This window comes from Parabacteroides merdae ATCC 43184, from assembly GCF_025151215.1.
GTDB classification, from domain to species: domain Bacteria; phylum Bacteroidota; class Bacteroidia; order Bacteroidales; family Tannerellaceae; genus Parabacteroides; species Parabacteroides merdae.
Genome location: NZ_CP102286.1, coordinates 2,535,694 through 2,549,833, shown reverse-complemented (window position 1 = coordinate 2,549,833; position 14,140 = coordinate 2,535,694). Strand labels below are relative to the sequence as shown.

The window sequence follows — 14,140 nt, the reverse complement described above, 5'->3', positions numbered from 1 at the left end:
CTGAAAGAAAATCATCCTCGCTTCGCTCCGGTATTTTCTTTCGCCAAGCCTTGTCGCAATCCCCGGCAAACAGGCCGGAAAGACACCAAGAAATAAAAATGCCTACCCATGTAGGCCGATGTTTTACTTAAAAAAGAACGGATATGGAAACACTGGATTATAACCGGCTGCTGCTTGTCTCTCTGTGGCAATACAACCACCATGGGGATGAAGGGCTGACTCCCGCACTTTTCGAGGAAACGTTCGGAAAGGTCTATGGAAGTCACTGCTACGAAAAATGGACCGGCTACTTCAATCAGAATCTCTGGGACATGATTGCCTATTTCAGAAGCGAGAAGGAGAACGGACAGAAGTTCTGTGATATGGTTGCCCGCCAGGTCAAATTGTACCAACAAAAACGCTCTCAATATGAAGTACGGTAATTTTTATGATTTGGAAAGCCTGACTCTGCTCAACAGGCATGAAGGGTGTGCCTGTTCCATAAAGGAGTGCGACGTGGAGAAGGTGAACCGGCTGATTTCAAGGATGCGGGAGGACAGGGAAAGAGTCAGTTTACCGACCGCAGGGGATGTCGTCACTTATACTACCCGTGGCGGTGACTATTATCCGCAGGCACACATTGAAAGGGGCGATGACCGGGAAGTCCATATTTGCCTTCTCCCACAGACACCTTTCTGCCATGAAAATGAAAAGTGTACCGGTTACAATACGGAAGGAGGCCCTTGGGTTATAACCGGTCCGGAATTGCTGCTTCCCGATGGCATACGCAGCAAACAGTTCCGGATGTGGGGGCATACCGGAAGGCACAGGAACGGTGCCGTCCTCTTCCACACATTCGTCAGGGCATGGAAATACACGGAACCCGATCCTCTGTACGGAAAGTACACCACAAAAGAATGGACGAGATACATCATCGAGTGTCAGCCGGATATTGAACCGGCTGATGCCTTTATCTATCGGAATGAGTCATTCACCCTTTACTCGCGGGAAGAACTGGAGCGGCTGGTCGGGATTCTGCACGGAGAACTTTTCAACGGATTCCGTCCCGGTCTGTTCATACTCTGGGCATACCGTATGGAATGGAAGGAACTTCCCACATGGGAATGGAACATGCTGAAAGCGGAAACGCACCTCTTTTTCCTTGGCGTCTCCCCCGTCAAGATACGGACAGACCATAACGGACATACAGTAACCTTCTATAAAAAAACAGAACAATATGACACGCTATGAGACATCCCCAGAAGTCCGGCCACTTGAAAAGACAATCTGTGAGTTTGCAGGCTTGAACGGGTACGATCCGATGAACGTGTTCACAGATTTCCTGCGTTACGTCATACACGGATTCTCACCGGGCGCTCCTCCGCTGAAAGACTGGAGGTACAAGCGGCAGCAGAATGCCGCATTCATGAAAATGTTTGCGGAATGGGTGCGGCTCATGCAGAAGCAGCTGGAGGCCGCATCCTGGTATGACGCGTTAGGAGACCTTTTCATGGCGCTCAGTTCCAGAAAGGGACAACAGGCGCAAGGGCAGTTCTTCACTCCCGTACATATCTGCGACCTGATGGTAATGTGTACGGAAACGGACGGAAAAAAGACCGGGCAGAGGATAAACGACCCTACCTGCGGAAGTGGGCGTCTCCTGCTGGCATATCATGTACGCCACCTGGGTAATTATCTTGTCGCGGAAGATGTCAACCGTACCTGTTGCCTGATGACCATATGCAATATGCTCATTCACGGCTGCGTGGGGGAAGTCATCCACCATGACAGCCTCTGCACCGAAAACTTCATGGACGGCTGGATGGTAAACCATACACTGACCCAGACGGGCATTCCTTCCATTCGCCGGATGAGCGAGGAGGAATATCGGACAAGCAGGAACATGTCCGTTGACCTGCTCAGAAAGCGGAAAGAGAAATTGCGCCAAATGCAGCCGGACAAGAAACAATTGCCATAAAAACATGGCAGAATTTATAAACAATAAAACGAATGATTATGAAACTGAATGTTAGCAATGAATTGAAATCCCGCCTGGTGCATGCGGCGGAAAACGGAAGTGTGATAGCCAAAGACATCCTTTCGGAAGTAAAAAAGAACGTACCGGTGGAAGAGATCATACGCGGTACCTACAACTGCTTCTCCACCAAGCGCAAGCGGACGGAAGCGGGCACGTTCAAGAAAATCCGAATCGTGTTCACGGCCTGCAGCAAGGATCTGGCCCATCCCAGTTTCCCGGACCGGAACAACCCGCAGGCACCCTGGTTCCCGGAGAACCGGACAGACCTGGAACCCTCCACGTTTGTGGAACTGTTCAAGAACCTGCCCAAGTACTCACCCGACGAAATCAATTATTTCTGTAGTTCTCTCTCATTGGACAGCAAAGTCACGGTCAGGCTGCATGAAAGCATGAACGACTTCATGGAAGCCTATCTGGAAAGCAACTACAGCCCCATCTCCGACAGTGACACATCCAGCCTGCACAGTTCCTGTATGCGGTATGAGGACAAGGCACGCAACGCCGCTGACTTCTATACCAACTTCGCCGGCGCTAAAATCCTTGTGGCAAGGGACGAGAGCAACAACATACTCGGACGGGCTGTCGTATGGAACGAGGTAACATTGTGGAAATCAATAAACACACCGATTGCCGCCTCCCTGCTGGACCGCATCTATTCCTCACACGCATTCGTCGCCGAACTGATCCGCAAGCAGGCGCAGGAGGCGGGCATCCTGTTGCGACGCAGATACAACGATTATACACATACAACGGATTTCACCGTACTGAATCCCATTGAGGGGCAGGAATGGGCGGCCGGAGACAATATACAGGTTTCATTGACGGTGAAAGTGCCCGCCTGCAGGTGGCACAAGAAAGGGGTGCCTTACCTCGACACGTTCTACAGCCTCCATCTGACGGACGGTAACCTGGAACTGAGAAATACGGAGGGCGACACGAGCATAGCCACCTGCCGGAGCACGGAAGGGCGCGCAAACAGGAGAAAATATGTATGTCCCAAATGCGGAAAGATACATTCCTTTCCGGATACGGCATTCTGCAAGAATTGTCAGGACATGTTCTATATATCCACCGTATTCGGAAAAGTACTGAAAGGCACGTCCGCGGAATACAAGGGAAAGAAATATCCGTCCTTCCTCTTCAAGAAGGGACGTCCCGTACCGGAGTTCAGACGGTACCTGCAAATCGAAAAGTTGTTCATCTCCTGAAAAGTCAGTATCATGGAAAAATTAATGGCTCTTTACAACATCTCCTCCCCCTCCGGCAAGGAGGGGAAGATGGCCGGGTTCATCATCGGGGAACTCAGGCGGATGGGTATTCCTTTCCGGCAAGACCGGCACGGAAACATCTACGCGGTCAAAGGCAACCGGAAAAGCTACCCCTGTGTCGTGGCGCACATGGACGAGGTACACCGGCGCAAGACAGGCACCTATGCAGCCCATCTTGTGGCGGACTCGATGATTGTCGGCTATGACCGCAAGCGTAAACGGATGGCCGGAATCGGCGCGGATGACAAGAACGGCATCTGGATCTGCCTGAAATGCCTGGAGGATTTCAAGGCGGTGAAATGCGCCTTCTTCGTACAGGAGGAGATAGGATGCATAGGCAGCGGCCATGCCGACATGTCCTTCTTTTCCGACTGCCGTTTCGTCATCCAGTGCGACCGGAAAGGGAACGGGGACATGGTGACACAAATCAACGGAATGAGGCTCTGCTCCAATGAGTTCATTTCGGCAGTAGATCCCCGGAGGTACGGTTACAAGCCTGCACAGGGGCTGGCTACGGATGTGGCGGCATTGAAAAGGAACGGGCTGGAAGTATCCTGCGTCAATCTCTCCTGCGGATATTATGAACCTCATACGGACAACGAGTACACCATCCTGGCGGATCTTTGCAAGTGCTACCGGTTTGTCCGGCACATCATCTGTTGCCATAAGGAAACCAGCACGCATATACCGGAAACGGAAAGAAAACCCTTCCCCGGATATTATGAACTGTTCGGAACGGCCGGATATAGCGAAAAGGATTATATCCGTCTGTCAGAAGAGTACAGATCTGAATTTACTAAAACAAGCAGGACAAGCCATAAGAACAGATTGTAATTTATCAACGACTTTAAAAACAAGAAATATGGAAGCAACAGTCATGCCGGCCACTGCACCGGTACAGAAACAGCAGGGACTCAACCAGGTAGTCATCAACAAGGTACGGCGAATGATAGAAGGCAGGCAGGGGGATGTCATGGACACCATCAACCGTCTGCTCAGTGAGGGACGGATCGCGCAGGATTTCATCGCTCCCATCGGGGTAAGCCAACGTAGCAAGGAACGCCCCGTTATCTCTTTCAAAGCGGAAGGAAGGGTACAGATGGCAATGCCCGAAGGGAACTTCAACCTGCACGGCAACGCCATAAGCCAGATTTCGGAGAAGATGGGCATTCCCGCCAAATACCTGCGCGAGCTTTCCGCCGGAGATGTCTGGCAGAAACAGTTGTGTGCCACCATCCTGAACGAACATTCGGGATGGACCGAGCGCACACGGGTACTGATACGTGCGGTGGGCATGGAGGTCCGGGGCGTGTTGTCGGACTCCTACCGCCGGCTCAACTCAGTGGACATCCTGACCGCTTTCATCCGTGAGGCGGGAGGACAGGGGGCGGTCGTGTCCGACGCCTATATGAACGACACGAAAGTATGGTGCGAAACGATCCTGCCCACTCCGATAGAGATACCCACCCGTAAGAACGGGACGGTCATCATCTTCGCAGGAGCACGCTTCTCCACATCCGACTATGGCAACGGCTCGGTGGACATGCGGTCGTTCCTGCTCAACGGGGCGTGCCTGAACGGGATGGTCCGGGAATCCGTCATGCGGCAGGTGCACCTTGGAGGCAGACTGCCGGATTCCCTATCCCTTTCCCAAAAGACCTATGAACTGGACACGCAGACCACCGTATCGGCAGTTTCCGACCTGACCAAAGGGCTGTACAGCAAAGATACCATCATGCAGAAGGCCATCGAAATTCAAGGCGCATCGGAAATTGACGTGGATTTCGACAAGGAACTGAAGAATCTGGTGCAGAAAGGAGCCTTGTTGAAAAACGAAGGACGCGAGGTGGAAAAACTGCTGATGAACAACAATCCTGACGACGGAGTGACAGGCGGGGCCACGCTCTGGAAACTGACACAGGGAATCACCGCCTTTGCAAGGGAACAGCAGCCGGAACGCTGCCGGGAACTGCATGAAATATCGGGGCAGCTGATGAACCGGGTAAAGGTAAATTAAGAGTAAGCATTCGATAAACTCCCCCTTTCATTCTAAAAATGTGATATTACTTTTGTAATCAAAGTAAAAAAGCTCAATTGTTATGTCACATCAATGGACCATGGAAGATTTTGAATCTATTTATTCCCGTTTCAAGTCGAGCGGACTGTCAGTTATGGATTTTTGTTCGAATGAATGTATTCGTCCCAAACGTTTCTACGAGTGGCGTTCCAAGCTGTTGCGCAAAGGCGGCTTTATCCCGGTAAAGGTAAACAGTAAGGGCCAGGTCAGTCTTCCCCATAAGGAGAAATCCCTGCTGTCTGCCCCTCCGGTCAGCCCGTCGCCAATTCCCCAGCCGCTATGTGAGATCTCCTATCCCAATGGCGTCACAGTCCGCTTGAACAGCCCTTTGTCACCGGAGGTATTGCAAACCCTGATATTTTTGAATTCAAACCGTTAGCCTATGTTTTCTTTGAATGAATCCAACAGATATTATCTTTACCCGTATCCGACAGACATGCGTAAGAGTTTTTATACGCTTAGCGGCATCGTGACCAACCAGATGGGAAAGAATGTACGGGACGGTGACGCTTTCATTTTTATCAATGCGAATTGTACCTGTATGAAAATCCTCCATATGGAATATGGTGGTCTGGTGATATACCATATGAGGCTGGAACATGGGCACTTCCATCTGCCGGTCATAAATACGGAGGAAGGTCGGATTAAAGCGATTGAAACCTTCTGGAATGACCTTGTGATGATGGTTCAAGGAATGGACGGCAGCAAGGTCAGGCGTTATAAAAGGAGTGGTTTCCATGGGTTGTAGTTGTAACAAATTATAACATATACAATGCCGTATTCCGGCTGTTTTTTAGTATCTTAGCATCATATTTAAACGATTATGCCAACCGATAAGGAATTACTGATAAAGGATCTCATGCACAAATGCGACTGTCTGTATAGAGAAAACAGCCGGTTGAAGGAGATGGTGTCCACGCAGCCCCTTAAAGCTGCGGACAAAGAGGTGTATGAGGCTTTATTGTCTGACAAGGATGCCATAATCGCCCAAAAGGAAGCAAAAATCAACAGTCTGGAGCAACGTGTATCCTATCTTGAACGGCAGTTGTACGGTAAGAAGGCGGAAAAGTTCATAAAGCCTGACGCCCAGGACCGCTGGCTGGATTTTGAAGGCTTTGACATGCTTCCCCAGGAGGCTGAAGCCGCAGAAGAAGCAGAAAAGGAGTTGAAGGCTACCAGAGAAGCGATCATCGCCCGTAAAAAAGCGGGGAAGCAGCATCCTGCGAGAAAATCCCTTCCGGAGAATCTTGAGCGTGAGGTGGTCCATATATATCCCGAAGGGTATAATCCGGAAGAGTGGACGCTCCTTCCCGGAGAGGAAGTGACCGAGATCCTTATGCACGAGCCCGAGAAGTTCTATATCCGCAGGATAGTGCGCCATACAGCCAAACGGAAGGGTACAAACGAGTTCAAGACCGGCCCGCTTCCCGTCATGCCAATAGCAAAGAGCTATGCCTCTGCCTCATTGCTGGCAGACATGATGATAGGGAAATATGTGGATCACATACCGTTCCACAGGCAACTGGAACAGTTCAAACGTGTGGGGGTACATCTCCCCGCGTCAACGGTCAACGACTGGTTCAAGGATGTGGCGGATTTGCTAAGGCCCCTTTACTTCCGATTATGGGAGCTGGTGATGCAGACTGACTACATACAGTCGGATGAAACGACAATCCCCGTGATGAATGACGAGAGACACAAGACGGTCAAAGGTTATATCTGGCTTGTGCGCAGTGTCATGACCGGACGTCAGTTCTTTTACTATGACAAGGGTTCCCGAAGTGGAAAGGTGGTGCTGAAACTCTTCGGCAAGTTCCGGGGAGCCATACAGACGGACGGATACGAAAGGTACGAGATGCTGGACGCCAAGAAAGGTATTATCCTTCTTGGCTGTTGGGCCCATGCACGCAGACATTTTTGGGAGGCAAGAAAGAATGACATGCAGCGTGCCGACTATGCGCTCGCACAGATACAGTTGCTTTATGACGTGGAGCGTAAGGCTGACGATGAACGCCTGACTTACGAACAGAGGGCTGAACTTAGGGCACGTCTTGCATATCCCATACTTGTGCGCTTCGAGAAATGGCTGGTCAATGAATATCCCAAAGTAATGAAAGACAGTCCGATCGGAAAAGCCATAAAATATACATACGGAAGGTTCGACAAACTCTCCAGGTACCATCTGGACGGTCGTTACAGACCGGATAATAACGAGATAGAAAATAAAGTGCGGCCTGTCGCGTGCGGCAGACGTAATTACCTGTTCTGTGGCAATAATGATGCCGCTGAAGATGCGGCGGTGCTCTACTCGTTCTTCGGCTGCTGCAAGGCTGCCGGGGCTGACTTCCGCACGTGGCTGATCTACTTCCTTGAACATATACATGATTATGACGATGACTACTCGATGGATCTGGCCGAATTGTTACCTGACAATCTGTTATCCAAGGGCAAGATATTATCCGTTACGTCACCGGAATCTCCCAAGAAAGACTCCTGATACCTTCGTAAATCTCGCCTAAACACGGGAAAACTACCGTTTTATGCCAATCAAGACGGGAAAATAGGGAATAAAGTGCCGTTTTTATCTTCATTATCCCCGATAAATAGGGAAAATAAGGGAAAGAATACCCTTTTATACCAATTATGGCGGGAAAGTAGGGATAAAAATATCGCTTTATCACATTTGTCACAGGAAAATAAGGGGCAAAGGGGAAAAACTTCCTTTTATCCGCTCCATTAGTAGGGATAATATCAATTACTATAGAACCCGCACATCTTTGGGTTGAATTGATGTAACAATAAATCATAGAACGATAAAATGAATAAACGACATTATGAACATACGTTACCCAATATACGAGGGAGTTTATCGAATACTTACAATTAAGAGTGGCTAAGACTAAAGCCGTGAACGGCGATGGCAAGCGTCCGTTCACGGCTTTGCATAATTTCAATCTACGGTATATAGAACAGTTCAAACTCCTCTTTTCTTCTTCTCTCTATGCCTGGAATGACTTTCCCCCGATAACAGCGGAACGATATATATTCCTTGTAAATATTCCGGTTACCATCGTCCAGTTTCTGAATCAGTCTGCTTTTGGGTATCTTGCCGTTTCCGATCAGACGGTAACAGCCCACATTAAAACCTAACAGACTTAAAAGAAGCGAGTCTTTTCCATATTTACGGAATACCTTCAAACACCGTTCAAGGTCGCATCTCAAAAGTGAGTCCGCCTGTGCCTCACTCAGGTTCTCGGTCAGCTTCTCATGGGGGAGCAGGCGGTGTCCGTAACCGATGTAAGGCATTTTCCCCCGGTGCCAGCCTTCCCACCGCTTGATGCAGGCTACCGCCTTATCCTTGTCAGACGGGGGATTTTCCGCCTTGCCATACAGAACAAGTGACAGAAAAATCATAATAACCGGTATTCTTTTCATGCGGCCTCCGTATTATTGTCTTCCTCCTCCGCATCCTTTCCATTGAAATCATATGTCAGCTGTTGCAAGTTTCCCCAATTGTCTTCAAAATAGAGGTCTATGGTCTGTGATTCCTTGCCGCTATGCGAGGTATAGTAAAGACGGAATTTCCATTCGTTCAGCAAATAACGGTCATTGGGTTTCAGTACCGTTCCGTCCTCCATCTTCAGACTGCCCTTTCCGTCGGGCTGGAAATACCTCAGCGTATAGACAGTTCCGGAAAAGTTTCCTTCCGGCTTGATTTCCAGACGGATTTCCACCGTCTCACCGTTTACGATTTCGTCCGCCACCGGCATGGACTCCACCGTGAACGGGTATTCTTGTCTGATATCCAGCTCATTGTCACAGGCGACAAGGGCAAGAAAGGAAAATACCATGCAACAGACTGTCATCATAAAATCAAGGATTCTTCTTTTCATGGGTATATGTTCTTTTTAAGGTTAGAAAATGTATTTGACTCCGGCTCCATACTGGAAATGGCAGCGGCCGGAAGCGCCGCCCCATACAAAACGTTCACGCAGACATAGCAGCAGGGCTATGCTGTCCGACAGGTATCCTTCCGCCTCCAGCGTTACCGCACCCCCATAGATGAAGGACTCATACTTGCGCAAGGAAGCTCCGTCATCCAACAGGCGGTTTCCGTTGTTCACGGCCTCGTAGCCCAGCAAGGCGGAAGCACCGAGGTTCAGAAAGAAAGACTTGCCGGATGTGGAAAGGATTGTATGATAATAACCGCCTTCCCCTGTATATTGCGACAGTGGGACATATGTGTTCCGGTAAGGGTTATTACGTTGTAGCATCTCACAGCCAAACACCCACTGGTTCCCTTTCTTTGTGTAAGTGGCAACAGCCAGCGAAAAGGCGTAGCCCGCATCATGGCGGTCTGCCCGGCTGTAAAAGCCGTCGGCCATTTCAGCGGTAAAGCGGACGGATTTCATCCCCGGCAGCCGGCGCTGGGCTTCCGCCTGCCCCGTAAAGAGGGCAAGCAGGAGGATAATGAAGATGAAGTTTCTTTTCATGGCACTCATCTTACTTTCAGTTCATTGACAGTCCCGGCACGTACAAGGTCTTCGTTCTCCACCTCAAACGACTGATGGCGGCCACCCTGTTTCTCGTACATCTCCACGACCAGCTTCTTGCCGTCGGGGATGGTGAACTTGGGCAGGGCGAACACCGTCCGCTCGTTCTTCTTCCCGTCCACACGGGTCACATAGTTGAAGGCACGCAGCGGATAGATGACCTGCTCCTGCATGGCGGTACGCTTCACGATTTTCTTGTCTACAATCTTGAAAGTTACGAAGTCCACATCGAAAGGCACGTGCGTGGCGTTCTTCACCTCGGTATGGAAATAGAGCAGCTCGCCGTGTGCGTAAAGCCCCTTGAGCAGGTATTGAACCCCGAACCGCTTGCTGCCGATGTGCTTGACCTTGCGTTTGTCCTGCCCATACACGGATTTCATGATCAGCCGTACCAGACGGGGCGACTCCCCGGCGAGTTCCTGCAAGTAGATTTCCATCGCATTGTTCGGACGGTTAACCGACTCCCCGTCATGGATGAAGTCGCACATCTCCACGTTCAGCAGCAACGGCTCGTCGGCATACTTGACGTTGAATGTGTAAAAGTTGCCGTCCTCGGTTATCACGCTCATATTGGTTTCACTGCGGAAATGTTTCCGGGTCGCCTTCACACGGATGACGTTTTCCGCACCGTCCGCCTTGCCCGCTATCAGGTTGGGGGAACCCAAATCCACGTATCTTACGGGAGAGGGGAAAATTATATGTACGGTCTTGTCATACGTGATTTCCAGACCATGCGGGGGAATCATTTGGCTGAAGCCGATCTTGCGGCTCAATCCCTCGTAATAATCCCCGCTGCCTTGCTGCGCGTATGCAGCCACTGCGCCCATAATCAGGGCAAAAATCATCAGAATCTTCTTCATGTGCGTTCTTGATTGGTTGGTGAATAAATGGTTGGTTTCTTTTCTCTTTTCATTTTTCGGGAGAGTGCAGCAACAGCCGGTGTCCGGCTTTCAGGGTGATTTTCACCGCACGCATTTTCTTTTCCACATATTGCGACACGCCCTGTATTACCCCCTTGCCCACGTCCGAGGCAATCTGCGCCCCGGCATCCGTCGAGATGTTGATGCTGCTCCCCATTGAGGTGCCCATACCCGCGGCTATCTCACGCGCCGCATCATACTCCATCGAGTTCGGCACGAGGATTCCCCGCTGTCCGTCGGCATCATATACCTCCAGTTCCACCGGAAACAGCGTGCCCTTGTATTCCACCGTCTCTACAAGGATGTCCATCCGCTCCCCCTGGATGCGTGTACCGCCGGTCAATACCGTCCCTTGGGGAATGAGCCGGTCGTCCACCGCCATCGGCTCCAGCAACCGGATGCGCAACACCTGCCCGTCCGATACGGTCTGCGTACCGTGTACACAGGCGGCGATGGTATTCCTGCCGGAAGGGAGTGTCCTGCCTATAGGGGTGTGGAAACCGGTATTCCTCTCTCCCGCAAATTCGGCGATGAAATCCTCATTGTCCATAGGTTGTGCAAGCGATGACACCACCTGATTCCGTACCTGTTTCACCGGGCGGACGGCTGTCCTGTCTTTCCGGTCGCTCCGGCCATTCACGGCAGCCGGGGCATCCGGCTGCTTCCCGTTGTACCGGGCGGCCAGCTCGTAAGACTTTTCCAGCAGTGCCATCTTTTCTTCCAGGGTCTGTCCTTCCGGCTGTCCTTCCGCCGGTCTCTTTTCTTTTTCCAGTTCCTCTATACGGCGGAGCAGATCGGCATTTTGTTGGTTTTCATTCCGGGTATATACAGCACCCAGCGAACGGTTCATATTCCGGTAGGCTTCCGCAGAGGAATGGACAAAGCCGGGGGATTTCCCCGTTTCCGGTTCCGGCGGAAGTTCCGTGTTGGCTTTTCCTGCGGTAAGGCCGGCAGTATCCTGACTGTCCTTGTTGAGCAGCTCGGACATCTCCTGGAAGGTTCCCCTGCGCCATTTTTCCTTTTTAGCCAGTGCTTCCTGCTCGTAGGCGCTTACCTTGTCGCCCTCCATTTCCGAATCTTTCGGCGAGGGCATCTCCACGTTGAATCCCTTGCCCTTTTCCTTTTCCGCCTTGTCCTTTTCCGACGGGCTGAATACCAGCAGGAGGAATCCGGCGCACAGCAGGCAGAAGAACGGATAGACAATATACCTCGCGCGTCGGCGCTTCTCTTCGGGAGTCAGCGGCTTGTCACTCGACAGCCCCAGCCGTTCCCTGATTTTCTGAAAGTCCATTTTCATGTTTCTGGATGTTTGAATGAATGGTTGTTGTTTCCGGCCGTAACATGACGGGCCGGATATGCCCGGTTTTCATGTCGCCCTTCCGTTCCCCCAAACGGGACACGGAAGAGACAACCGAGTACAGACAGGCTGCCGTGAACAGAAGCGAGACGACACTTGTCAAGACAATGCGCTGCTTCCCGGTCAGCCGGCGGCAGAACAGCCGGATACGGCTGTCCGCACGTTTTAAGACGGCAGGTTTCCCTCTCATCGTTCCACACTCCTTATATCCCTGTTCTCCAGTATGGTGAACTGCTCGATGATGAACCCGTTGGGATTGTCGTCCGAACGCCCCGTATTCTGGAGCGAACAGGAGGTGACAAGGCTTCGCTCGGTCACGTTGCTCTCACGGATGATCAGCTGCCGGGCGTATGTACGCGCCTTGTAGGGATAGGCGGCAAAGTCGCACACCACGCTGTCCACGTGTACCACCTGGTTGATGTTGCCCGAAATCAGCCGGTTGTAATATCCCTTTTCGGCAAAGTCCACATAGTAGTGATAGGCGCTCTTGTCCGCCAGCTGCAGGGCACGGCCTATATTGTGTTCGATCGCGTCCTTCTGCGGAGAGAGCGAGAAGAACAGCTCGTGAAAACGCCGGACGTGTTCCCGCGCCTCGGCGGGGCGGTTCTGTGAAAGATCCTGCGAGAGGGCGAGCATCAGCGACTTGCCCTTATCCAGCACATAGATCTTTTCCCGTTGCTTCTCGGCGAAACGGTACGAGCTCCACAACGCATAGCCGGTAATGAGCGCACAGCAGCCGGTAAAGACAGCCAGCATCAACCGGATACGCCTGAAGCTGCTCTCAATGTTGGTCAATGACTTGAATTCCATTTAGCGAATGATTGGTTTGAATGAATAAATAAATGTTTCCGGTATGACCGGGCGGCTCCTTCCGACAAGTCGCCAACCCGGTAATCCAAGTTGCCGACTCACGGAAACGGGTTGCCATAGAGCCTATTTGCCCCGCAGCCTTCCCCCGATATTCCCCAGTACGGCACCGCCCGTCCCGGCAGCGAAACTGCCCGCTTTCGTGGCCGTGCGGTTCAGGTTACGGCTGAAGTTTCCGGCTCCGCCCGCCTGTACGATCCAGCCCGCCACCGTCGGGACGGTGAAGTACCCGATAATCCCTATCAGCATGAATATGATATAGACGCTATTTGAGTTGTCTATCGAGTAGTCGGGGTTGTTCTGTAATTCCAGAATGTCATTTTGGAGCATCAGCACCTGGAGCTTGGCGAGCAGGGTGCTGAACAGGTCGCTGACCGGAAGCCAAAGGTAGACGGATATGTACCTCGTGAACCACTGCCCGAGCGTGGACTGGAAACCGTCCCATACGCTGAAGGCGAACGCCACCGGTCCCAGAATGGAGAGCACGACAAGGAAAAAGGTCCTCACGGTATCTATCAGCAGCGATGCCGCCGCGAATATCAGTTCCAGCAGGCTGCGGAAGGCGTCACGGATTTTCTTCTCCAGATTGTACATCCCCACCTCCACGTACATGCCCAGGCGGGAGGCGGTATCTATGGTTGACCAGCCCAGCTCGTCCAGCTGACGGTCGAATTCCTCGTCGCTCACCAGGTAGGCGGTTTCGGGATTGCGCAGCATGGCCTCCCTTTCCAGTTCCTCCTTCTGCGCCCTGTACTGTTCCATATCCAGCGTCTGCCCCTCAAGCATCTTGTGCGTACCCTGTACTATCGGGCTGAGCACGGTGTTCAGCGTGCCGAGCACCAGCGTGGGGAAAAGCAGGATGCAGATGCCGATGGCGAAGGGACGCAGCAGGGGATAGACATCTATCGGTTCGGCACGGGCCATCGACTGCCACACGCGGACGGCGACATAGAACAGGGCACCCAGCCCGGCAAGTCCCTTTCCCACGTCCATCATGTCCTTGCAAAGGGGCAGCATATCGTCATACAGGGTCGCCAGTATGGTATGCAGGTTGGCAAAATCTATCGACAACGGCATCATG

General features: G+C 51.7%; 17 protein-coding genes. 9 read left to right on the top strand and 8 right to left on the bottom strand.

Going from position 1 to position 14,140, the window contains the following annotated elements:
- Positions 1–143: 143 nt before the first annotated feature.
- The 9 genes from NQ542_RS10605 to NQ542_RS10565 all read left to right on the top strand — a co-directional run bounded on the left by NQ542_RS10605 (position 144) and on the right by NQ542_RS10565 (position 7,859).
- Entirely contained in the window at positions 144–422 is a 279-nt protein-coding gene (locus tag NQ542_RS10605; RefSeq protein ID WP_005636603.1) for a hypothetical protein, read from the top strand.
- The gene (locus tag NQ542_RS10600) at positions 409–1,230 is read left to right on the top strand and encodes a DUF4121 family protein (protein WP_005636601.1); all 822 of its coding nucleotides are present in this window, start codon (positions 409–411) and stop codon (positions 1,228–1,230) included. The genes NQ542_RS10605 and NQ542_RS10600 overlap by 14 nt, the downstream gene beginning before the upstream one ends.
- Positions 1,217–1,957, top strand: a complete 741-nt coding sequence (locus NQ542_RS10595) for an N-6 DNA methylase (RefSeq protein ID WP_005636600.1) — start codon at positions 1,217–1,219, stop codon at positions 1,955–1,957. Before NQ542_RS10600 ends, NQ542_RS10595 begins: the two co-directional genes overlap by 14 nt.
- A 32-nt stretch (positions 1,958–1,989) precedes the next feature.
- Entirely contained in the window at positions 1,990–3,225 is a 1,236-nt protein-coding gene (locus tag NQ542_RS10590) for a hypothetical protein (RefSeq protein ID WP_005636598.1), read from the top strand.
- A 12-nt stretch (positions 3,226–3,237) separates the two neighbouring features.
- Positions 3,238–4,119, top strand: a complete 882-nt coding sequence (locus NQ542_RS10585) for a hypothetical protein (protein ID WP_005636596.1) — start codon at positions 3,238–3,240, stop codon at positions 4,117–4,119.
- A 28-nt stretch (positions 4,120–4,147) separates the two neighbouring features.
- A complete protein-coding gene (locus NQ542_RS10580) occupies positions 4,148–5,302 on the top strand; it encodes a hypothetical protein (RefSeq protein ID WP_005636594.1) in 1,155 nt (384 codons plus the stop codon).
- 82 nt (positions 5,303–5,384) lie between these two features.
- Positions 5,385–5,741 (top strand): IS66 family insertion sequence element accessory protein TnpA, encoded by a 357-nt coding sequence (gene tnpA, locus NQ542_RS10575; RefSeq protein ID WP_004319780.1) that lies wholly within the window; start codon positions 5,385–5,387, stop codon positions 5,739–5,741.
- A gap of 3 nt (positions 5,742–5,744) precedes the next feature.
- Positions 5,745–6,110 (top strand): IS66 family insertion sequence element accessory protein TnpB, encoded by a 366-nt coding sequence (gene tnpB, locus NQ542_RS10570; protein ID WP_004312010.1) that lies wholly within the window; start codon positions 5,745–5,747, stop codon positions 6,108–6,110.
- A gap of 75 nt (positions 6,111–6,185) precedes the next feature.
- Positions 6,186–7,859: an IS66-like element ISBf10 family transposase gene (locus tag NQ542_RS10565; RefSeq protein ID WP_004312011.1), complete on the top strand. Its 1,674-nt coding sequence runs from the start codon at positions 6,186–6,188 to the stop codon at positions 7,857–7,859.
- Positions 7,860–8,317: 458 nt separating this feature from the next.
- Here the strand turns inward: NQ542_RS10565 and NQ542_RS10560 are convergent, their stop codons facing one another.
- The 8 genes from NQ542_RS10560 to traJ all read right to left on the bottom strand — a co-directional run bounded on the left by NQ542_RS10560 (position 8,318) and on the right by traJ (position 14,139).
- A complete protein-coding gene (locus NQ542_RS10560) occupies positions 8,318–8,797 on the bottom strand; it encodes a glycoside hydrolase family protein (RefSeq protein ID WP_005636958.1) in 480 nt (159 codons plus the stop codon).
- Positions 8,794–9,255 (bottom strand): DUF3872 domain-containing protein, encoded by a 462-nt coding sequence (locus tag NQ542_RS10555; protein WP_005636957.1) that lies wholly within the window; start codon positions 9,253–9,255, stop codon positions 8,794–8,796. Before NQ542_RS10555 ends, NQ542_RS10560 begins: the two co-directional genes overlap by 4 nt.
- A gap of 21 nt (positions 9,256–9,276) precedes the next feature.
- Positions 9,277–9,864 (bottom strand): conjugal transfer protein TraO, encoded by a 588-nt coding sequence (locus NQ542_RS10550; protein WP_005636956.1) that lies wholly within the window; start codon positions 9,862–9,864, stop codon positions 9,277–9,279.
- Positions 9,861–10,775 (bottom strand): conjugative transposon protein TraN, encoded by a 915-nt coding sequence (traN, locus tag NQ542_RS10545; RefSeq protein ID WP_005636955.1) that lies wholly within the window; start codon positions 10,773–10,775, stop codon positions 9,861–9,863. Before traN ends, NQ542_RS10550 begins: the two co-directional genes overlap by 4 nt.
- Before the next feature lie 49 nt (positions 10,776–10,824).
- Positions 10,825–12,132 carry a conjugative transposon protein TraM gene (gene traM / locus NQ542_RS10540; protein WP_005636954.1) on the bottom strand — a complete coding sequence of 436 codons (1,308 nt, stop codon included), beginning with the start codon at positions 12,130–12,132 and terminating at the stop codon, positions 10,825–10,827.
- Positions 12,083–12,382, bottom strand: a complete 300-nt coding sequence (locus NQ542_RS10535; protein WP_005656892.1) for a TraL conjugative transposon family protein — start codon at positions 12,380–12,382, stop codon at positions 12,083–12,085. Before NQ542_RS10535 ends, traM begins: the two co-directional genes overlap by 50 nt.
- On the bottom strand, positions 12,379–13,002 hold the full coding sequence (gene traK / locus NQ542_RS10530) for a conjugative transposon protein TraK (RefSeq protein WP_005636947.1): 624 nt from the start codon (positions 13,000–13,002) through the stop codon (positions 12,379–12,381). The genes NQ542_RS10535 and traK overlap by 4 nt, the downstream gene beginning before the upstream one ends.
- Positions 13,003–13,125: 123 nt before the next feature.
- Positions 13,126–14,139, bottom strand: coding sequence for a conjugative transposon protein TraJ (gene traJ, locus NQ542_RS10525; protein ID WP_005636943.1), 1,014 nt, complete (start codon positions 14,137–14,139; stop codon positions 13,126–13,128).
- Position 14,140: the final 1 nt, after the last annotated feature.